The organism is Pseudolabrys sp. Root1462, from assembly GCF_001426945.1.
In the GTDB taxonomy this organism is placed as follows: Bacteria; Pseudomonadota; Alphaproteobacteria; order Rhizobiales; family Xanthobacteraceae; genus Pseudolabrys.
The window spans coordinates 74438-95402 of sequence record NZ_LMFS01000001.1 but is presented as its reverse complement, the minus strand read 5'-3'; the positions used below and the strand labels follow the sequence as shown (position 1 = coordinate 95402).

Genomic DNA, 20965 nt, shown 5'->3' with positions numbered 1-20965 from the left:
GACCAGACGATGACCCAGCCGATGATCCCGCGCGAGCGCGCCGAATATTCCGCGATCGTCGATCGCCCGCCGCTCAAGCTCCCGGGCAACAGCCGCATCGTCATCTGGACCATCGTCAATTACGAGGTTTGGGATATTTCCAAGCCGATGGCGCGGCAGGTGATTCCGGCACCGACCGGCGTGCCGCTGCTGCCCGACGTGCCGAACTGGAGCTGGCACGAATACGGCATGCGCGTCGGCTGCTGGCGTTTCTTCGATCTATTCAAGAAACTCGGCATCCGCCCGACGCTCTCGATCAACGCCCGTGTCTGCGAGGATTATCCGCGCGTCGCCCAGGAGGCCAAGGATCTCGGCTGGGAGTTCATGGGCCACGCCTATGAACAGGGCCCGATCCACAAGGATCCCGACCAGAAGGCGATGATCCATCGCAGCATGGACGTGATCGAGAAATTCACCGGCAAGCGCCCGGTCGGCTGGCTCGGACCCGGCCTCACTCAAACCCTGGAGACGCCGGACAACCTGACCGCCGCCGGCGTCAAGTATATTGGCGACTGGGTCTATGACGACGAGCCAACCGTCATCAAGACCACCAACGGCCCGCTGGTCACCCTGCCCTACACGGTCGAACTCAACGATATCCCGATGATGATGGTGCAGCATCACGAGAGCGACCACCTCTACAAACGCACCGTGGAGTCCTTCAACACGCTTTACGAAGAGGGCCAGGACCGCGCCAAGATCATGGCGATCGCCATCCACCCCTACATCAGCGGCCAGCCGTTCCGCATCAAGGCGCTGCGGGACATCTACGACTACGTCAACAAATTCGACGGCGTGCTGCACTGGAACGGCGAAGAGATTTACAACTGGTATCGCGGCATCAATCCGGCGCTGGGAGGCTCGAAGTGAACGCCGCCGCGCGCCTAGTGCTGCCGGTCGAGCAGAATGCGCTGCCGGTCGCCGGCCGCCCTGTTTATCCGGCGCGCCGCGAGCGCGACCCCTTCCCCATCACACCACGCTCGCCAGAGAAATAGCCATGCTGCCGACGGAGCGTATCGATTATTCGCCGATCCATAAGCGTCCGCCGCTCAAGCTGCCGGATGGGGCGCGCATGGTGGTGTGGAGTATCGTCAATATCGAGGAATGGGACCCGAAATTGACGATGCCACGCACGGTACTGACGCCGCCGGCCGGCGGCGCGCCGATGCCCGACATTCCGAACTGGTGCTGGCACGAATACGGCAACCGGGTCGGCTTCTGGCGGCTGCTCAAGGTCTTCGACGACCTCAAAATTCCAGGTGTGCTCGCGATCAACGGCTCGGCGCTCTCCGCCTATCCGGCCATCGCCGAGGCAGCGCTGGAGCGCAAATGGGAATTCATGGGCCACGGCTTCACCCAGCGCAACATGCAGAAGGTGGAGAACGAGCGCGAAGACATCCGCAAGACCGCCGACGCGATCGAGAAATTCACCGGCAAGCGGCCGCGCGGCTGGCTTGGGCCTGGCCTGACCGAAACCTGGGAGACGCCGGATCATCTCGTCGAGGAAGGCTACGACTATGTCTGCGACTGGGTGCTCGACGATCAGCCGGTATGGCTGAAGACACGCACCAGGCCGATCGTCAACGTGCCCTATACGCAGGAATGCAACGACGTCGCGATGATGTTGATCCAGCATCACAAAGCCTCGGAATACTACGAGCGCGCCATCGATCAGTTCGACCAGATCTATGAAGACGCCGAAGGCTCGGCGCGCATCATGGCGGTCGTGCAGCATCCCTACATCGTCGGCGCGCCGCACCGGCTCAAATACGTCCGCAAGTTCTTCGAGCAGATCCGCTCCAAGCCCGGCGTCCTGTTCTGGACCGGCGAGCAGATCTACGACTGGTACCGCGGCGCCGGACCGAAGGCGCCGTGACATGAACAAGACGATTTGGGCCTGATTTCATGGGAATGAACGCATTCCAGTTGCTGAACGGGCTGACCTTCGCCGCGCTGCTGTTCATCGTGGCGAGCGGCTTCACGCTCATTTTCGGCCTGCTGCGGATCGTCAATCTGGCTCACGGCGCGCTGTATCTGTTCGGCGGTTATGTCGGCTACACGGTTGCGGTGAAGACAGGTAGCTTCACGCTCGGCGCCATTGCCGCGATGATCGCGGTGGCGCTGATCGGCCTCGCGCTCAACCAGGGCCTGCTGCGCTTCGTGCGCGGCAACGACCTGCGCCAGGTGCTGCTGACGCTTGGCGTCGCCTTCGTGCTCAACGACATGGCACTGGTGATCTGGGGCGGAGACAGCTTCACGGTGCCGATTCCGGACGCTCTCAAGGGCGGCCTGACCTTCTTCGGCATATTTTATCCGAAGTATCGCCTGTTTGTGCTGCTGGTCGGCGTCCTGGTGCTGATCGCGCTCTATCTGCTGCTGTTCAGAACGCGCCTTGGCGCGCTCATCCGCGCGGGCGTCGATGACGCCGAGATGGTGGAAGCCTCGGGCATCAATATCCGCCGCGTCTTCCTCGCAACCTTCGTGCTCGGATCGGCGCTGGCCGGCCTGGGCGGCATGATGGGCGGCGCGTTCCTTTCGCTTTACCCCTCGGCGGATTCCGAAATCCTGGTTTTCAGCCTGGCCGTCGTCATCATCGGCGGCCGCGGCAGCCTGCTTGGCGTCGCCATCGGCAGCCTGCTGGTCGGCCTCTTGAATACCGTGGGCCAGGTGATGTTCCCCGAGCTTGCCTACTTCGTCATCTTCGGGCCGATGGCTTTGCTTCTCGCCTTCCGGCCGCTCGGACTTTTCGGAAAGGCGACCTGACCCCGTGTCGAACATCACCGCCTCACCGGCCATCGGCGCACCGCGCTCATTGAGCACCGGCGCCATCATCACCGCCCTGGCCGTGATCACGGTGGCGGCGCTGCTGCCGCTTATGCTGTCGACCTACCACCTCGGCCTCGCCACCGAAGTGCTGATCTTCGGCCTGCTGGCGATGTCGATCGACATTCTTGCAGGCTTCGCCGGACGCACCTCGCTCGGCCACGGGGCGATCTTCGGCGTCTCAACCTATGTCGTTGTCTACGCGGTGATGACTGCCGGTCTGTCGCCTCTCGTCGCCTGCCTGCTCGGCGTGCTGGCAGCGACCGCGCTCGGCGCCGTGTTCGGTTTGCTCGCTGTGCGCACCTCCGGCGTCTATTTCCTTCTGCTGACGCTTGCGCTCGGCATGATCGTCTGGGGCATTTGCCTGCGCTGGACGCAAGTGACGGGAGGCGAAAATGGCCTGCGCGGCGCCATCCGCCCGGCGCTGCTTTCCGACTACCGCGCCTTCTACTGGATGGTGCTTGCCGTTACTGCCGTGCTGTCGCTGGCGATCTGGCGCTTCGTGCGCTCGCCTTTCGGGCTGACTTTGCGCGGCATCCGCGACAGCGACAGCCGCATGCGCAGCCTCGGCTACGATGTGTCGCTTCATCTCTTCATCGGCTTTACGGTGTCCGGCCTCTTCGCCGGCGCCGCGGGCGCGATGTACGCGCTGTTCAACAGCTTCGTCAGCCCATCCACCGTCGCGGTTTCCCAGTCGGTCGAAGCGCTGCTGATGACCATCGCTGGCGGCGTCGGAACCCTGTTCGGCGCCTTCGTCGGGTCGGCGGCGATCATCGCGCTCGAGAACATCGCCAGCTCCTACACCGAACGCTGGCAGACCGTACTCGGCGTGACCTTTATCCTGATCATGATCTTCGCACCGGAAGGCATTGTCGGGACGATCCGTGCCCTTGTGGCACGCCTGAAGCATTGACACCCAGAAAGGACAGACAATGGATCGTAGAAAATTTCTGCAGACTTCCGGCCTGACGATCGCCGCGGCCGGCTTTGGCATCAGCCCGTGGGCGGCACGCGCCGCCGACGCCCCCATCAAGGTCGGAGTGCTGGCGCCGCTCACCGGCGTTGTCGCTTCCGGCGGCAAGGAAATGGTCGAAGGCGTCCAGTTCTTTTTCGAGAAGCAGGGCAACAAGGTCGCCGGCCGGCCGATCGAACTCGTTATTGAAGATGACGGCTCCAATCCGGACACTTCGATCCAGAAGGCACGCAAACTGGTCGAACAAGGCAAGGTCGATTTCCTCATCGGCAACCTGCTCGCCAATACCGGCCTCGCGGTCGCCAACTACGTCAAGGGCACCGGCACGCCCTACTTCATCCCGATCATCGCGGCCGACGACCTGACGCAACGCGACCGCATCAAGAATGTCATCCGCGTCGCCGGCTACTCTGCCAGCCAGTTCGCGCATCCGCTCGGCGACTGGGCGCTCAAGAAAGGCTACAAGAAGATCGTCACCGTCGGTCAGGACTACACGTTCGGCCACGAACAATGCGGCGGGCTCGCCCAGGTCTTCACCGAAGGCGGCGGCCAGATCGTGCAACAGTTCTGGCATCCGCTGAACACCGCGGACTTCAGCCCCTATCTCGGCCAGATCGCCAACATGCAGGTCGACGCCGTGTTCGCGATGGAGACCGGCGCCGACGCGACGCGCTTCATCACGCAGTATGCGAGCTTCGGGCTGAAGGGCAAGATTCCGCTGCTCGGCGCCATGAACGCCACCGATCAGTCGGTGATCCGCACGCTCGGCGAGGAGTGCGAAGGCATCGTCTCGGCGGCGCACTTCGCCGAAGGGTCCGACAATCCGGCGACCGCAGCCTTCGTCAAGGAATACACGGCCAAGTACAGCAAGACGCCGTCGCTCTACGGCTTCTCGATGTATTCGGGTGTGATGTGGGTGTCTAAGGCGATCGAGACGCTCAAGGGCAAGCTGGACGACCGCAGTGCCTTCATCGACACCGTACTCAAGACCGAACTCGACAACTCGCCGCTCGGCAAGACGGTCAAGCTCGATGAATACGGCAACCCGATCTACGACGTTTATATCCGCGAGGTGAAGAAGGCGCCGAACGGCAAGTTCTGGAACGTGCCGGTCGAGACCTATCCGGCGGTGTCGCAATTCTGGAAATACGACCCGGCGACCTACATGAAGCAGCCGCCCTACTCGCGCAACTTCCAGGGCATCAAGAAGACCTGATCGGTTCAGCAAGCGGGCGCGGCGGAGACGCCGCGCCCGGATAACGAAAGCATGTCGTGAGCAACATCATCCTGTCATTGACCGACGTCGAGGTCGCTTTTGACGCGCTGAAGGCCGTCAATGGCGTGACGATTGCCGTCCCGAAGGGTGAGCGCCGCGCCATCATCGGCCCGAACGGCGCCGGCAAGACAACCTTGTTCAATGCGATCACCGGCGTGATCCAGCCGACGTCCGGCCAGATCGTGTTCGACGGCCACACGATCACGCGGCTGCCGCCGCACAAGCGCGCACGGCTCGGCATTTCGCGCACCTTCCAGATCACCAACCTGTTCCCGACGCTGACCGTCGGCGACAACATGATCCTGGCCGTGCGCGGGCTGTCGCCGCGCAAGTTTTCGCTGTTCGGCTCGCCGGACGCCGATGCGGGCGAGGCTCGCCGCATCGCCGCCGCGTTGGAGGCCTCGCGCATGCACGAGCGTGCGAACATACCGGTCAAAGAGCTGTCCTATGGCGAACAGCGTCAGCTTGAAATCGCGCTGGCGCTCGTCACCGAGCCGCGCCTGTTATTGCTCGACGAGCCGGCCGCCGGTCTGTCGCCGGCCGAGCGTTCCATTGTCGCCGAGATCATCCGCTCGCTCGGCCGCGAACTGACCGTGATCCTCATCGAGCACGACATGGACCTCGCGCTGGGCCTCGTCGATTTCGTCACCTGCCTGCACGAAGGTCAGGTGCTGGTTGAGGAGCCGCCCTCGGAAATCCGCAACGACCAGAGGGTGCAGGAAGTCTATCTCGGAAAGCCGCGCCATGCTTGAGATTCGCGATCTGCACAGCGGCTATGGTGAGGCGCAGGTCGTCCGCGGCGTGTCGCTCGATGTCGGCGAGGGCGAGGTCGTCGCCCTGCTCGGCCGTAACGGCATGGGCAAGACCACCCTCATCCGCTCGATCATGGGTCTCACGCCGCCGCGCGTTACGGGCGGCAGCGTGCGCTGGCGTGGCCACGACCTCGTCGGGCTGACGCCTCATGAGATCGCCGGGCGCAAGATCGCCATCGTGCCGCAGGGCCGGCGGCTGTTCCCTTCGCTGAGCGTCATCGAGCATCTGACCATGCTGAAAGGCGCACGGGTCAAGACCGGCTGGACCGTCGAGCGTGTGTTCGGCATTTTCCCGCGCCTGGCCGAACGCCGCAATCATCGCGGCGGGCAATTGTCGGGCGGCGAGCGGCAGATGCTGGCGGTCGGTCGCGCGCTGATGATCGATCCGGACCTCATTCTGATGGACGAGCCGTCGGAGGGCCTCGCGCCGGTCATGGTGCAGCACCTGGAAAGCATCGTGCTCGACCTCAAGCGCGAGGGCCTGTCGATCCTGCTGGTCGAACAGAACCTCTACAGCGCGCTGGCGGTCGCCGACCGCGTCTACATTCTCGAGACCGGCAAGGTCGTTCATCAAGGCGACGCCAAAGTGATGGCGCAACAGACCGAGACGCTGATGAAGCATCTCGGCGTTCATTGAGGGGCGCCATGGACGACGACCTGCTGCGACGGATTGCGGCCGATTTCAACGGCGTTCCCGGCACCGGCGCGCGTGCGGAACGTTCGGCGTCCCTGGTCGCCGACACCAACAAGCGCATCGCCGACGCCGCCACGGCCCTGCCGTTCGACAGCACGCCCTACGCCTTCCCGCAATGGCTCGCGGTCCTCGACACGTCCCGGCGCTCGAAATGACGGCTAGCGTCGCAACGCTCGATCTCACCGCGCTAGCTTCCGCCATCGCCTCCGGCGACCTGACGTCGGAAGCGGCGACAACGGTCGCGCTCGATCGCCTCGAGACGGTCGGACGCAAGCTCAAGGCCGTGAAGCGGCTCGACCGCACCGGCGCCCTTGAAGCAGCGCGCGCCGCCGACAAGGCCCGCGCCGCCGGTGCCGCGCCCGGCCCGCTGCATGGCGTGCCGCTGGCGCACAAGGACCTATTCTATCGCAAGGGCGAACTCTCCGAAGGCGGCGCGAAGATCCGTTCCGGATTTCGCGCCGAAACAACCGCGACCGTCATCGAGCGGCTCGATGCCGCCGGCGCGCTCGATATCGGCCGATTGCAACTGGCCGAGTTCGCCCTCAGCCCAACCGGTTACAATGAGCACGAAGGCCATCCGCTCAATCCCTGGAATGCCGCGCATGTGCCGGGCGGCTCGTCGTCCGGTTCGGGCATTGCCGTTTCCGCGCGTTGCGTTGCCGCGTCGCTCGGTACCGACACGGGCGGCTCGCTGCGCCACCCCGGCGCGATGTGCGGCCTGGTCGGTTTGAAGCCGACCTGGGGGCTGGTCCCGGGCGACGGCGTGATGCCGCTGTCAGCCTCGCTCGATTGCCCCGGCCCGCTGACGCGAACCGCGCGCGACGCCGCTTTGATGATGAGCGTGCTCACCGGCCGCGAATTCACTGTGGCGGGCGACATGCGCGGCATGACGATAGCTCTGCCCGGTGGCTATTACCGCGAGACCCTGCACCCCGAAATCGCCAAGGCGCTGGGCGAGGCAGAGGCGGTCTTCCGCGATCGCGGCGCCACGCTGGTCGAGACAGCGCCGCCCGACATGGCGCTGATCAACGCCATGATGCATCTCGTGATGAGCGTCGAGGCCGCGACCATCCATCGCCGCTGGCTGATCGAGCGCCCCGGCGACTATGCCGATCAGGTGCGCGCCCGCATCGAGCCCGGCCTGTTCTATCCGGCGACGCGCTATGTCGAGGCGCTGGCGATGCGCGCAACGTTAACGGAAGAATGGCTCGCTGCCTGCCTCGGCGGTGCGGACCTCGCCTTCATTCCCGCGATTCCGGTGCCGGTGCCGACGATTGCGGCGACGACAGAAGGAACGCCGGCCGATGTCGCGCGCGCCATCGCCTCAGTGACGCATTGCACCCGCGGCATCAATTATCTCGGTCTGCCGGGCGCATCGGTGCCTTGCGGCTTCGACAGCGCCGGGCTTCCGATCGGCTTTCAGCTTATCGGACGTCCCTTCGCCGAGACGACGATCCTGAACGCGGCCGCCGCCTATCAGGAGGCGACCGACTGGCACACCCGCATCCCGCCTTCCGCCGACCTGAACTGGAACTGACCCATGCCTGTCATCGACATGCACACCCATGCGCTCAGCCGCCGCGTCAATCCGTTGATCGCCGGCGTGTTCGATCCGAAGTCGAACCCGTATATCCGCGACATGTCGCCGGAAAGCGCGGCGACCGATGTCGAACAGGGCAAGATCGTTCCTGAGCGGATGCTCAACCTCGACGAACGGCGCAGCACCATGAAACGCATGGGGGTCGATGTTCAGGTCATCGCCCCGGCCCCGGCTCAACAACATTACTGGGCCGACGAAGAGCGACAGGTCGCGCTGTCGCGGGTCCAGAACGAGGACCTCGCCGCGCTGGCCGGACAGGATCCAGCGCGCTTCGTGGCCATGGGCACACTGCCGATGCGCTTTCCCAAGCGCGCCATCGAGGAGGCCGTTCATGCCGTCGAGACGCTGGGCCTGCGCGCCTTCCAGATCGACAGCCACGTCGAAGCGCTGGAACTGTCCGATGCGGCCTTCGATCCGCTCTACAAGCGACTCGCCGAGTTGCACGCGCCGCTGTTCGTTCATCCGCTCGGATTTTCGCACGGCCAGCGGCTAAGTCCGTTCTTCATGGTCAACACCGTGGCGCAGCCGCTCGAAGAGACCATCGCGATCTCGCATTTCATCCTCGGCGGCGTGCTCGACCGCCACCCGAATCTCGACGTCATCATCGCCCATGGCGGCGGCTTCTATCCGTTTTATGCCGGTCGCTTCGATCATGCCTGGAAGGCGCGACCGGAAGTGCGCAGGCTGTGCCCGCAAGCGCCTTCGACTTATCTGAAGCGCTTCTGGTACGACACCTGCGTCTTCGACCCAGTGCTGGTCGCCCGCCTCGTCGAAACCGTCGGCGCCGACCGCGTCATGCTGGGTTCGGACTACCCGTTCGACATGGGCGATGACGATCCGGTCGGCACCTTGGACAAAGCAGGCATCAAGGCTGCCGACCGCCAGGGCGTTCTCCACGACAACGCGGCGCGACTGTTCCGCATCGGATAAAGCGCGGACTTCGTCGCGACTCAGCCGTTGGTGACGGCCATCAGGTCGATTTCGATGAGGAAGTCGGGATGCGACAGCCGCGTCACGCCGATGAGCGTGCTCGGCGGCGGCCGGTCGGGATGCCACGGAAAGCTCATCGACGGGTCGGTCTGGATCTTGATGAAAGCGTCCATGTCCAGGACGAACAGGCGCCGGAAAACCACATCGTCCCAGGTCGCGCCGGCGGCCTTCAACTGGATCGTCAGAGCCTCCATGACACGCTGATACTGCCCGCGCATGTCGCCGACGAACATCGGCTTGTAGTTCTCGTCGGAAGCCGTCTGGCCCGCGATAAAGATCATCTTGCTGGGGCCGGTGACCGTTATGACGCGGCTGTAGGCCGGATGCTTGAAAAGCTCCGGCGGGTGAATGAATTTCTTGTCCACGTCAGGGTCTCCCGTACTGATTCAGAATGATGGCGGCGTGTTGAGCCACAGAATGCGCGCCACCTTTTTCCGGCTGTTGGTGTAGGAATGCGGCCGCTCCGAGCGGAAATGGAAACTGTCGCCGGCCCGCAACCGATATTTCTTCTTGTCCACGACCAAATCGAGCTCACCCTCAAGCACGTAGCCGAATTCTTCGCCTTCGTGCTTGATGATGCCTTCGCTGCCGCCGCCCGGCTCGATGTCGTTGATGTAGCCGGACAAGAGATTGCCGCGTCGGCTTGGGATCAGCGCCTCGAGCTTGTGTCCCTTGCCCTGTCCGGCCTGAACGGTCGGGCGTTCGCCCTGACGCAGAACGACATTCTCGTCGTCGTCATCCGAACCCTGAAACAGACCGGAAACCGGCATGTTCAGCGCGAGCGCGACGCGGTGCATGGTCTTAATCGACGGATTGGCGCTGCCGTTCTCGATACGAGACAGCATCGACTCCGAACAATGTGCGAGGCCCGCCAGCTCCTTCAAGGTCAGCCCCTTGAGCAGCCTCATATGCTTCATCTTCAGGCCGACCCGACCTTCAGGCGTCTTGACGCCGTTCGCCTTCTTCCGAGCCGCAGCCTTCATTCGTTGCTTCCCAGGACCGTTCATGGACTGGACGGCCGGTGCAGCCGGTCGTCCGATCTGGTTTATAGGTTCAAACCGTTTCGATGCCCACACGTGTCGCCTGCGGTCCCCAGGGGAGTTCGTCAAACTTCAATCCTTGGGCACGTGCTTGGGCCCGCGCATGAACTTGTCGATCCACCAAGTATGGAAGACATAGCGCAGCACCTCGGCATCGGTTTCGCCATATTTTCCGGTGGCCGCCAGCCGCGACAGTAATGCCATTTCTTCGTCGTTGAGGTCGACTTCGACCTCCGAGATCTCGATCGGGACGTTGGTGAAATCGGGCTGATAGGCGGCGTCCTTGTACAGTTCGCGATCGGCCTTGATGCTCTTGATTTTGAACATGTCCGGATTGCGCTGGTTCTTCATGCGGGGCGGCTCGGTGACCTTGGCCCAATCGGCATCGGACGCCTCGAATACGCTCAGCTTGAGCGGCTTCAGCTCGAAATCGCTCGTCATCATGACATCAGCGCCGCAGACATTCGGTACCGCCAGGACGTCCATCAGCGCCAGCAGTTCGACATAATCACCGGCTTTGGCCGTATTCTTCGCGATGTAGGGATGACCGTCCGACGAAATGCCGGTGTGCATAAAGAAATTGAATGAGTCATGCACGTCGTCCGGAGTGAGGCCGTATTCGCGTTGTGCCTCCGCCTGGATGTCATGGCAGTTCGTATGCACGGCGAGCCCGTAATGGTGCTCGAACAGGAAAGCGCTGCAGCGCGGATAGAGCACATCGTTGGTGCCGACGGTGTCCTCGATGATCGCCATCATCGGACGTTCGCGAGGCGGCGCGGACCACAGGAAATCGCCCTTGGTGGGGTGCATCCCGTGGAGATGGCGGGTCCGGCCGGTGTGGAAGAATTCCTTGTAATCGTGCAGATTGAAGCAGTTGAAGTCGGCACATTGCCGGCCGGCCGTCTGCGCGATGCGCAAGACCTGGCCACGGCGCATTTCCAGCGCCTTTCCGGTACCCGGCAGGATGACGATTTCCTGAAGCAGCTTGCGGTCGCTCGGCATTACTTATCCTCTTCCGCCGCGGGAAGCCGGGCCTTGGCAAACTCGCGCAGGGCGCGCCGCACCAGGTCATCCCGGCTGTTGCTCTCGCCGGCCTTGATGGTGTTGTCGATCAGTTCGAGTTGCTGCTGATTGAGACGCAGCTTCACCTTCGTCGTGGCCATAGTGCCCTGCTCCCTCAGTGTCGTCCCCCACGCCGTGAGCGGCGTGGGGGCGACAGGTCGGCGTCAGTTACGGCGTCCAGCCCTTCGGGGCCTGCATGCCGGTCTTGTTGATGCTGTCCAGGTTCGCCATGGTGACCGGGATGAGCGGCACTTCGACACTCTTCGACGGCAGCGGCTTGCCCTTCACCACCGCATCCATGAGCTGGACCGCGGTGCGGCCGATGACGACGGGCTGCTGCGCCACCACGTAGTCGGCGCAACCTGCCCGCATCATCTCCTCGGCCGCTTCGCCGAGCACGGCGAACAGGATTTTCACCTTGCCGCACTTCTGGGCGCCTTGCGCCGCGCGCGCCGCGCCGACGCCGTAAGTGTCGTCGGCGCCGTAGAGCACGTTCACATCAGGAAACCGTTGGAGGAAATCGTTGGCGAGTGACAGCGCAACGGCCGGGTCCTGCTCGCTGGTCTGTTCGGCGATGATCTTGATGTTGCCGCCGGCGAGATCCTGCTTGAAGCAACGCAGACGATCCGAGGCCCAGAAGGCGCCCGGCGGACCGGCGAGCACGGCAATGGTGCCCCCGTTCGGCAGCAACGTCTTGGCGCCCTTGGCCAACTCGTGGCCGATGTTGCAGTGGCTCGACGATGCAGCGGCATCGGCCTCGACGTCGCTGGCGGCGATCGGGCTGCCCGCCCCGATCACCGGAATCTTTTCGGCCTTCGCCTCGCGCACGACACCGTTGAACGAGGATGGATTCGCCGGATCGATCAGGATGGCCGAGACCTTCTGCACGATCAGATTGGAGAACTGGCTCACCTGCTTGTCGACGTTGGCGTAGCCGCCGGCATCCTGGATCGTGACCTCATAGCCGAGCTTCTTCGCCTCGTCCGAGATGCCATAGAGCACCGGCGTAAACCAGGGGCCCTTGATATTGGGCATGGTCACGCCGATCTTGTCGGCGGCCTGAGCGGGGTGCGCGGCCATGAGCGCGAAACCGGCGGCTGCGAGCGCTGCCAGCCAGGTCTTGTGAACGACGCGAGACTTCATCTGATCTCTCCTGTCATGTTGGATTACCAAGCTCACTTTCTGCCGGCTTTGGCGCCGATGAAGATCTGGTCGAGCGAGACCGCGAGGATCAGCGCCCCGCCGATGACCATCATCTGCGTGTAGGAAGGAACGTTGAGAAGGTTGAGGCCGTTCGAGAGGATGCTGATGAACAGCACGCCGAAGGCGACGCCGACCACCGAGCCGCGTCCGCCGAACAAGGAGACGCCGCCGAGCACGACTGCCGCGACGGACTCCAGCGGCAGCGTCGCGCCGAGCGACGGTTGTCCCGAGGCAACGCGTGCGGTGAGAATGAGCGAACCGACCGAGGCACAAAGGCCACTGAGCACATAGGCGGCGATCTTCACGCTGCCGACCGATATGCCCGACAGACGCGCCGCTTCTTCATTGCCGCCGGCGGCGTAAATGCGGCGGCCAAGCTTGGTGAAGCGCAGGATGACGATACAGGCCGCGAGCACGCCGACGGAGATGACGACCGGCACCGGCACGCCGAAGGTGCGGGCATAGGCCAGGTTCGAGAACGCTCCCGGCACGCCGGTGACCGCGACACCCCCGCTCAGGCCGAGCGCCAGCCCCGAGACGATCGACATCATCGCCAGCGTGGCGATGAACGGAAAGACCTTGAATCGCGTGATGACCAGGCCGTTTACCAGGCCGACGGCCGCTCCGGTGGCAAGCGCCGCCGCCACGCCGGCTGCCACGCCGTGGTCGCGCATGACCAGGGCGCCGACGATGCTGACCAGCGCGACGATAGCGCCGACGGACAGATCCAGCCCCGCGGTGAGGATGGCGAAGGTCTGGCCGAAAGAGACCGCAGCAAGGGCCGCGGCCGACACGCCGATGTTGCGGAAGTTCGGCAGCGACATGAACACCGCGGAATTGAGGGAGAAGACCAGCACCATGAGCGCGACGATGATCGGCAAACCGATCTCCCGGCCGTAGCGCTGAAGGAAGGCGAGCGGCTTAATGCGGCTGTCGTTGCGGGCCGGGCCCCTCTCCGAGACAATCATCGTCATGATGCTCCCACCCCGCGCAAGCTGGCCTGCGGCGCCATATGAGCGGCGAAGGCTCCAGCCAGAATGCGTTTCTCATCGAACTCGGCGAGCGACAGTTCGTCGCGAATGCGGCCGCCCGACATTGCATAGATGCGATGGCAGGTGCCCATCAGCTCCGGCAGTTCGGAGGACACCATGATCACCGCGGCACCATTGGCTGCCAGTTCATGGATCAGGCGATAGATTTCCGCCTTGGCGCCGACATCGATGCCGCGCGTCGGCTCGTCGAAGATAAGAACTTTGGCGCCCGTCAGAATGGACTTGCCGATGACGAGCTTCTGCTGATTGCCGCCGGACGCCGTTCCCGCCGGCGCATCGAGCTGCCCTTTGAACTGGAGGCTGTCGGCGGTCCGTCGTGCCGCCTTGCGCATCGCGGGCCCAGACACGAAGCCAGCGACGCAGGCCTGATCGAGCGAGGCCATCATCACATTCTCGGTGCCTGACATAGTCAGCACGAGGCCCTGGTCCTTGCGGTCCTCGGGGAGATAGGCGATGCCGCGGGCGATGGCGTCGCGCGGGCTCCTGATGACGATCGGCGCTCCGTCCTTGCGGATCTCGCCGGCGTCGAGCGCGTCGGCGCCGAAGATGGCGCGCATGACCTCGGTGCGGCCGGCGCCGACCAGTCCGGCGAAGCCGACGACTTCACCCGCGCGCACCTGGAAGCCGACGTCGTGGAACGCGCCGTGCCGGGTCAGGCCCGATACGCTCAAGACGACGTCGCCGATCGTTTCGTTGCGCGGCGGGAAGAGCTCGGCCATCGGCCGGCCCACCATCAGACCGATCAGCTCGGCCGTATCCTTGATCGCCGACGCATTCATCGTTGCGACGTGCTCGCCGCCGCGCAGCACGGTGACCCGGTCCGCGATCTCCATCACCTCGTCGAGCCGGTGCGAGACGTAAAGGAAGCTGGTGCCCTCGGCGCGCATTCGCATGATCAGGCCGCGCAGTGCCGACGCCTCGTGCTCCGACAGGGCCGCCGTCGGCTCATCCATCACGATGACCGGCGCGCGCAGCACCAGGGCGCGCGCGATCTCGATAAGCTGACGCCGGGCGGTCGACAGGTTGCCGGCGCGTTCCGACGGATCGATGCGGGAGCCGACGCCGAGTTCGGCGAGCACCTCGGCAGCCATCCGCTCGGCCTTGCCGCGGGAATATAAAAGCCCGGGCCCTGGCTCGTTGCCGAGAAAGATGTTTTCCGCGACGCTGAGATCGGGCGCGATCATCAGTTCCTGGAAAATCGTCACGATGCCCCGTGCCCGCGCATCGCGCGGGCTGTCGAACACGGTGGTCGTCCCCGTGATCTCGATCGAGCCACCGTCCGGCTTGACGTCCCCCGACAGGATGCGGATCAGCGTCGATTTTCCGGCGCCGTTTTCGCCGACCAGGGCGTGAACTTCGCCCGGCCGCAGGTCGAGCGACACGCCGCGCAGCGCCCGCACGCCGGGATAGCCCTTCGCCAGATCGCGCAGCGCCACGAGCGGAATGCCGTCTTGCGCGGACGCGGTGGCCTCGGGTGCCGGACGGATCGAGGTCACGGCTGGCGCTCCTTGAGTGGAATGTAAGCAACGGCCTCGACTTCGATCAGCGTTTCCGAGGTCGGCAGCAGCTCAGAGACCTGCACCACCGTGCTCGCCGGCGGCATCTCGAAGAACGTGGCGCGGATGCGGTTGTAGATCGGGAAGTCTCGCAAATTCCGGAAGAACTGCGTGAGCTTGACCACATCGTTCAGCGTGCCTCCGGCCGACTCGACCGTGAGACGCAAGCTGTTCAAAACCCACCACGACTGCGCGGCGATCGGGCCGTCCTTGAGATCAGACGACATCTCGCCGATCTCGCCGGCGATCTTGCGCGCCTCCGGCGGAAGATCGGCGTAACCCTTGATGATGCGCATGCTCGCCGGGTCGGCGGCGATAATGCCGGAGAAATAAACGATATCTCCGGCGCGGCGGAAGGGCGCGTAACGCGAGAGCGGTGCTGCCGCCCCTGAAGCGAGATCCTTCATGCAGGTCTCTCCTACCGTCGATGGATGAATTGTAAATGTTCATGCATCCTATGCAAGTCACTTTAATATGCAGCCGCGGTCTATATTTTGGTCAGCGCTTTCCTCCGCTTTGAGCCATCGAGTGGGCATGGGATAGCGGCCGGACAGCACGCCGATGGAATCGGCGTCGCCGCAAACAAGGCGTCCACAATAGAGGTAAGGGTTTATATTGATGCTGCCGGCGATCGAGCGGAAGGCCGCGCTTCCGCGTCGCCCTCAGCAGCGCCTTGCGCTACGTGAGCGAAATATCTCGGCGTCGGCTTAAACGACTAACCGCTGCCGCTCGCCGCCGCACCGTAAATTATATCTCGATGAGTGCGGTTCTTGCTGCCGGACTCAAACCGTAATCACTTCAAATCCGCGCGGATAGCGATGCAGGCGTTCTGGTCCTCTGTCGGTGATCACCATGAACTCACCCATCTGCACGCCCGCCTTGCGGTCACGTGTGACAACGTTCGGCTGCACCACAACCGTCTGGCCGAGGCGGAAGGGTTCAGTCGGGACCGGACCTGCAGGGCGGCTCTTGCTGCCGAGAATTGGGGCGAGGTAACCGCCGCCATAACCGTGCAGCAGATCGTCAATGATCGTGAACCCGGCAGCTTCTATGACCCCGGCGGCCTCAATGACCTCGATGGGTCGAGCGCCGGGTCGCAGCACCCGGCAGACCGCGTCGAAGGCGGCGTCCGCCGCTTGATGCAAGTCGCGGTACAGCGAATTCGGCTCCCGCCCCACAGTGAAGCTGCGCAGGACCTGACCGGAGTGATCCCAGAATGCGGCGCTGATCTCGGCGCTCACCGCGTCGCCGACCTCGATGCGCCGGCGTGACGCATATTGCCGCGGCACCGGCACCGTAGGTTGGTCCATTGGAGTGGTGCCGACGAAATGAATTGCGTGACCGCCACCAAGCGGCACATAGGCTTGCTCGATTATGGCGCCAAGCTCGATTTCGCTGATCCCGGGTTGCAGGTGATTCCGCAGCGCGGCCATGCCAAGATCTGCGAAATAGGCGCCGATACGAAACCAGTCGAGTTCTTCGTCAGACTTGACTTGCCGAAGCCGCACATAGTCGGCGTTGAGGTCATGAACGCGCCCGAACTCATTCGCCAGCGCTTCATACTGGCGCACCCCAAGCGGGCCCATGAATGCGATACGCCCCGGCTTCGCCCTGCGCTTCTTCAGCTCCGCGACAACAGCTGCAACCGAAGTCGGATCGCCCCAGCTGACATCGCTGTCCTTCGCGATAATGCCCGCCAACTCCGCGTGGTTGACGTACTGCACAAACATCGCGGTGCGCTCGCCAGGCGTAAAAACGCCTACCGCCTCGGCGGTCACCGGCCAGTGAGTCAGCCATTGTACGACCGAGCCGGAGCGTTGCGCCCCGCAGAAGATCAAGTGATCGCAGTTGCTGTCGCTGAGCAAGGCTTCGACAAGCACGCGCCGGCGCCGCATCTCCGCGTCTGAAAATCGCGGATATTCGGTGCGGGACAAGCGCTCGAGTTGCTCGGGCAACGGCGGTACGTTGATCATTTCGCACAACCTCTTTTGATGCGGGCGCGATCGGTCAGCCGACCGTCGCCTGTTCGAAATAGCTGAGATCGCAATAGGCCATTGGATCGGTCAGATCCTTGCGCGGCAGCGCATATCGGCTGCGCAATTCGAGCACGCAGCGAAGCCCGGCAAGATCGATCCTGCATTCACGGAAGAAGCCGTCTTCCGGGGCCAGCAGTTCCGAATAGCTCAGCTCCGCAAGATCCTGCGTCATTCCCGGTACGTGCCGCACCAGTGTCGCGATCGCGTTCCCGCGATTGCCCGGTGCGTAGAGCCACGCGATCGCCTGTCGATAAGCCCGGATGAACGCAACGACCTTGTCGCGATTAGCCTCGGCCCAGGAGCGCCGCGCAGCGGCGACATTGCCCTGATAAGGCCCGATGACGGAGACCGCGGAGACGAGTTGTGTCAGCCCACGCGACGTGGCGACGAGGTTGTAGGGCGCGGACAGCAGCGTCGCTACTTCGTTGCCGTCCAGCATGCTGTTGAGGCGCTGGATCATGCCGCCGACGCGCCGAAGCTGATAATCGTCCCGATTCATCCCGTTGCGCCGCAGGATGTCGTAAAGAACGAAGACGTAACCCGTTGTCATCGCATCCACGGACAGCAGCTTGCCACGCAAATCTCCGATCGATCCGATGACCGCGGCTGCGACCAGGCGGAGAAATCCGCTGTCGCTGCCCATGAACGCGAAGAATTCGGGCTGGACCCCAATCGGGGCCTCGCCCTGTCCTTCCCGATAGGCGACGATGTTGTCGACCGCCGTCATCGCGATATCGAACTTCCCTTCCGACAGTTCGGTCATTTGCGTGACCGAATTCGGTGTCGGCAGCACGGAGATACCGATCCCCTGCCCGGTGAAGAAGCCCTGGTCGATGCCGACATAGAGCCCCCAGTTGAAGCCTCCCGGGAAGACGTTGACTGTGAGTTGCGGCAGCTCCGACATTGCGGTCACGAAGCCTGCTCGACGAAACGGCGAGTCATCAAGTCGGGACGGACTAACAGTGACAGGACGGCGGCCAGCAAGCACAACGCGGCAAGCTGGACGTCACCGGCAGTGCTCCAGCCGAACAGCTTGACGAGCCAGCCAATGAGATAGCCGGCGACCGTCGCCGACGCATAGACCGAGGTCACGAATACGCCGGAGGCACGACCCGCAAGTTCGCCGCGCACCGCCTTGACGTGATAGGCGGCGAGATTGACGAAAATTGTACCGCTGAAGGCCATGCCGAGACAGAACGACAAGGCCGCTTGCGTGCCAACTGCGGCAGGCCCGTTGAACAAGGCGGCGGAAATAACCGCAGCGGCCAAGAAGCTCACGCTGAGTACAACGCGAGGCGAGAATCGGTCGCCGAGCCAGCCCGCCAGCGCGGACACGAGCACACCGAGCCCGTAGCTGCTCATCACACGGCCAATGTCTGACGGCGCAAAGTGCAGTTGCTCACGCAGGAAGGTCGGATACATGCCGAGATAGCCATACAGGCCCAGGCCGAATACGACGCTCAGGGCCGTCAGCACGTAGGTATTTCGGTTCTGCAGCGTGGCGGCGCCGCCGAGGGCGGCATGGGCCTGGGCTTCGCCGGTTGCTTCGCTGAGCCAGGACCGGACGAGCACGGCCACCAGGATCATCAAAGCGAAGCCAAGCACCCCAAACGCGATCATGGGCGCGTGCCAGCTGCCGTAGCTGACCAGCAGCTTCGTGCCGAGCATCGGCGCGATGATGGCGCCGAATGCATAAGCATAGTTGAGCGCACCGACCGCAACCGCGCGATGCCGCACAAAGTAGCTCGAGAACACGGCGAGCAGTGCGGTCAGCTGCATGGCCTCACCGACGCCGGTGAGAGCGCGGTACACCAGCATGTCGGAAAAGCCGTACGACATGATGGTGATGATCGTGCCGGCAGAATAGATCAGCATGCCGATCTGGATCACGGCCTTGCGCGAATAGCGCGACAGCAGATAACCGGTGGGCAAACCCGCGACGGCCATGCCGAGGGTGAAGATGGTCGACAGCAGGCCAGCCTCGGGCAGGCCGAGGCCGTATTCGCGACGCACATCGGTTAGCAGCAGAGGAAACAGCGTGCGATCCATCGCATTTACGCAATAGGACAGGATCAACACTCCCGCGCCGACGAGCACATAGGCTGTGGCGGGTTTGACGGTTTCAATCGACTTTTGCATGAGGTGACTCTTCCTGTTTAAGGCGCCGATCAAGCTGCGGGATTGTTGCCGACATACCAGTCGTGTATCTGCTCGCCGGTCCAGAACAGGACGTCCGAGTGTTTCTTGATGTGCTCCAGCGCCTCGCGGAAATAACGCAGGCGATGCGGAGCGCCCATGATGTACGGGTGCACGACCAAGGCCATGACGCGAGCCGAACCGGCGGCGTCCGCGTAAATCTGTTCGAACTGGTCGACGGCGCGATTGCGATATTCAGCGGCGGTATGATGCTGAATCAGCATCATGGCAACGTCGTTGCACTCCTGCGTGTAAGGCACGTTCAAGATCGGCTTGGTCTTGGTCTTGAGCCACACCGGCTGGTCGTCGAGCACCCAGTCGCACACGTAGTCGTAGCCCTCCTCCACAAGGATGTCGGGCGTCTCCCAGGTCTCGGTCAGTCCGGGGCCGAGCCAGCCGCGCGGGGGCCGACCCGTGAAATCGGCGATGGCCTGGCGTGTCTTGACGATATCCTCGCGCTCATTGGCGACCTTCTGCATATTCTTTTGCGAGAAGCCGTGCCCCATGAACTCCCATTTGCGGTCTAGGGCGGCGCGCGAGATCGGCTCGTAGGCGGCGATCGCCGAACCGTTGATCGCCAGTGCCGCCGGCAGGCCGAGCTGGTCGAGCACGTCGACGATGCGCCAGAAGCCGACGCGGTTGCCATATTCGTGCCAAGCCCAGTTCGGAATGTCGGGCATCGGCGCTCCTCCGGCCGGAGGCGTCAACACGGTCCGCGGCATCGTTTCCAGCGGATTCCATTCTTCGATATTGACGATCACCCAGACGACGCAGCGCGCTCCATTGGGCAACGTCAGGGCTTTGCGTTGCGAAATCGGCGAATACTTGAGACGCTCGTTTGGCAACATCTATTTGTCCTCCGGACCGATCGTGATCGTCAGCCGCCCGACGCGGTCGATCTCGCCGACGAGCGTATCGCCCGGCACGACGGGGCCGACGCCGGCGGGCGTGCCGGTGTAGATCAGATCGCCGGCTTTAAGCTCGTACTGGTGCGACAGCTTGGAAATGATTTCGGGCACATTCCAAATCAGCTGCGAGAGATCACCTCGCTGCCGCTCCTGGCCGTTGACCGAAAGCGTGATCGAGCCACTTTTGGGATGTCCAACCGCCGACACGGGAAAGAGCGCGCTGCACGGCGCCGATTGGTCGAACGACTTGCCCATCTCCCAGGCCAGCGAACGGTCCCGCGCCTCGCGCTGACGATCGCGGCGCGTCATGTCGAGGCCAACGGCATAACCGAAGATCGTCGCCTCCGCCGCCTCGACCGGGATGCGGCGGCCGCCGGCCTTGAGGGCGACGACGAGTTCGATTTCGAACTGAAAATCCTGCGTGTCCATCGGATACGCAACGGTCGCATCATTCTGGACCAAGGCGTCGGTCGGCTTCTGAAAGAAGAAGGGCGGATCGCGCTCATCCGCCTCCTTCATTTCACGAATATGATCCAGGTAGTTACGGCCGACGCAGTAAATGCGACGGACGGCGAAAAGGTCCGAAGAGCCGGTGACTGGCAAAGCGTGAACGGTAGGGGCGACGACAAAACGATCCGACATGGCACAACCAAGCTGTATACATTCATTGTTTCAATGCAGCCTAGTGTACACACTTTGCCATCG

The 20965-nt window shown here is 63.5% G+C and carries 23 protein-coding genes; 10 read left to right on the top strand and 13 right to left on the bottom strand.

Features of this window, described 5'->3' with window-relative positions:
• The first annotated feature begins 9 nt into the window (after positions 1-9).
• From ASD45_RS00425 to ASD45_RS00380, 10 genes are all read left to right on the top strand, one after another.
• Positions 10-909, top strand: a complete 900-nt coding sequence (locus ASD45_RS00425; protein WP_244485123.1) for a polysaccharide deacetylase family protein — start codon at positions 10-12, stop codon at positions 907-909.
• A 127-nt stretch (positions 910-1036) separates the two neighbouring features.
• Positions 1037-1915, top strand: coding sequence for a polysaccharide deacetylase family protein (locus tag ASD45_RS00420; RefSeq protein ID WP_056909679.1), 879 nt, complete (start codon positions 1037-1039; stop codon positions 1913-1915).
• A 35-nt stretch (positions 1916-1950) separates the two neighbouring features.
• On the top strand, positions 1951-2802 hold the full coding sequence (locus ASD45_RS00415) for a branched-chain amino acid ABC transporter permease (RefSeq protein ID WP_200949613.1): 852 nt from the start codon (positions 1951-1953) through the stop codon (positions 2800-2802).
• A gap of 4 nt (positions 2803-2806) precedes the next feature.
• Positions 2807-3775, top strand: a complete 969-nt coding sequence (locus ASD45_RS00410) for a branched-chain amino acid ABC transporter permease (protein ID WP_056909677.1) — start codon at positions 2807-2809, stop codon at positions 3773-3775.
• A 19-nt stretch (positions 3776-3794) separates the two neighbouring features.
• Complete coding sequence (locus tag ASD45_RS00405; RefSeq protein ID WP_056909676.1) at positions 3795-5051, top strand: ABC transporter substrate-binding protein; 1257 nt, start codon at positions 3795-3797, stop codon at positions 5049-5051.
• Positions 5052-5107: 56 nt separating this feature from the next.
• Positions 5108-5863, top strand: coding sequence for an ABC transporter ATP-binding protein (locus tag ASD45_RS00400; RefSeq protein WP_056909675.1), 756 nt, complete (start codon positions 5108-5110; stop codon positions 5861-5863).
• The gene (locus ASD45_RS00395) at positions 5856-6560 is read left to right on the top strand and encodes an ABC transporter ATP-binding protein (RefSeq protein ID WP_056909674.1); all 705 of its coding nucleotides are present in this window, start codon (positions 5856-5858) and stop codon (positions 6558-6560) included. Before ASD45_RS00400 ends, ASD45_RS00395 begins: the two co-directional genes overlap by 8 nt.
• A gap of 8 nt (positions 6561-6568) precedes the next feature.
• Entirely contained in the window at positions 6569-6772 is a 204-nt protein-coding gene (locus ASD45_RS00390; RefSeq protein WP_056909673.1) for a hypothetical protein, read from the top strand.
• The gene (locus ASD45_RS00385; protein ID WP_056909672.1) at positions 6769-8154 is read left to right on the top strand and encodes an amidase; all 1386 of its coding nucleotides are present in this window, start codon (positions 6769-6771) and stop codon (positions 8152-8154) included. The genes ASD45_RS00390 and ASD45_RS00385 overlap by 4 nt, the downstream gene beginning before the upstream one ends.
• Positions 8155-8157: 3 nt before the next feature.
• The gene (locus ASD45_RS00380; RefSeq protein ID WP_056909671.1) at positions 8158-9147 is read left to right on the top strand and encodes an amidohydrolase family protein; all 990 of its coding nucleotides are present in this window, start codon (positions 8158-8160) and stop codon (positions 9145-9147) included.
• A gap of 20 nt (positions 9148-9167) precedes the next feature.
• Here ASD45_RS00380 and ASD45_RS00375 read toward each other — a convergent pair whose 3' ends face one another.
• The 13 genes from ASD45_RS00375 to ASD45_RS00320 all read right to left on the bottom strand — a co-directional run bounded on the left by ASD45_RS00375 (position 9168) and on the right by ASD45_RS00320 (position 20902).
• Complete coding sequence (locus ASD45_RS00375) at positions 9168-9572, bottom strand: Rid family hydrolase (protein WP_056909670.1); 405 nt, start codon at positions 9570-9572, stop codon at positions 9168-9170.
• A 21-nt stretch (positions 9573-9593) separates the two neighbouring features.
• Complete coding sequence (locus ASD45_RS00370; RefSeq protein WP_056909669.1) at positions 9594-10190, bottom strand: XRE family transcriptional regulator; 597 nt, start codon at positions 10188-10190, stop codon at positions 9594-9596.
• Between the two features lie 129 nt (positions 10191-10319).
• Positions 10320-11249, bottom strand: coding sequence for an urea carboxylase-associated family protein (locus ASD45_RS00365; RefSeq protein WP_056909668.1), 930 nt, complete (start codon positions 11247-11249; stop codon positions 10320-10322).
• Positions 11249-11410: a ribbon-helix-helix protein, CopG family gene (locus ASD45_RS22850; RefSeq protein ID WP_082540551.1), complete on the bottom strand. Its 162-nt coding sequence runs from the start codon at positions 11408-11410 to the stop codon at positions 11249-11251. Before ASD45_RS22850 ends, ASD45_RS00365 begins: the two co-directional genes overlap by 1 nt.
• A gap of 67 nt (positions 11411-11477) precedes the next feature.
• Positions 11478-12452, bottom strand: coding sequence for a substrate-binding domain-containing protein (locus tag ASD45_RS00360; RefSeq protein ID WP_056909667.1), 975 nt, complete (start codon positions 12450-12452; stop codon positions 11478-11480).
• A gap of 32 nt (positions 12453-12484) precedes the next feature.
• Positions 12485-13486 (bottom strand): ABC transporter permease, encoded by a 1002-nt coding sequence (locus tag ASD45_RS00355; RefSeq protein WP_082540550.1) that lies wholly within the window; start codon positions 13484-13486, stop codon positions 12485-12487.
• Positions 13483-15060, bottom strand: coding sequence for a sugar ABC transporter ATP-binding protein (locus ASD45_RS00350; protein WP_056909665.1), 1578 nt, complete (start codon positions 15058-15060; stop codon positions 13483-13485). Before ASD45_RS00350 ends, ASD45_RS00355 begins: the two co-directional genes overlap by 4 nt.
• Positions 15057-15527, bottom strand: a complete 471-nt coding sequence (locus ASD45_RS00345; RefSeq protein WP_056909664.1) for a RidA family protein — start codon at positions 15525-15527, stop codon at positions 15057-15059. The genes ASD45_RS00350 and ASD45_RS00345 overlap by 4 nt, the downstream gene beginning before the upstream one ends.
• Before the next feature lie 375 nt (positions 15528-15902).
• Complete coding sequence (locus tag ASD45_RS00340; protein WP_056909663.1) at positions 15903-17093, bottom strand: M24 family metallopeptidase; 1191 nt, start codon at positions 17091-17093, stop codon at positions 15903-15905.
• Positions 17094-17127: 34 nt separating this feature from the next.
• A complete protein-coding gene (locus ASD45_RS00335) occupies positions 17128-18060 on the bottom strand; it encodes an ABC transporter substrate-binding protein (protein WP_056909662.1) in 933 nt (310 codons plus the stop codon).
• A gap of 5 nt (positions 18061-18065) precedes the next feature.
• The gene (locus ASD45_RS00330) at positions 18066-19295 is read right to left on the bottom strand and encodes an MFS transporter (protein ID WP_056909661.1); all 1230 of its coding nucleotides are present in this window, start codon (positions 19293-19295) and stop codon (positions 18066-18068) included.
• Positions 19296-19324: 29 nt separating this feature from the next.
• Complete coding sequence (locus tag ASD45_RS00325) at positions 19325-20200, bottom strand: polysaccharide deacetylase family protein (RefSeq protein WP_056909660.1); 876 nt, start codon at positions 20198-20200, stop codon at positions 19325-19327.
• On the bottom strand, positions 20201-20902 hold the full coding sequence (locus ASD45_RS00320; RefSeq protein WP_056909659.1) for a fumarylacetoacetate hydrolase family protein: 702 nt from the start codon (positions 20900-20902) through the stop codon (positions 20201-20203). It abuts the gene before it with no gap.
• Positions 20903-20965 lie beyond the last annotated feature (63 nt).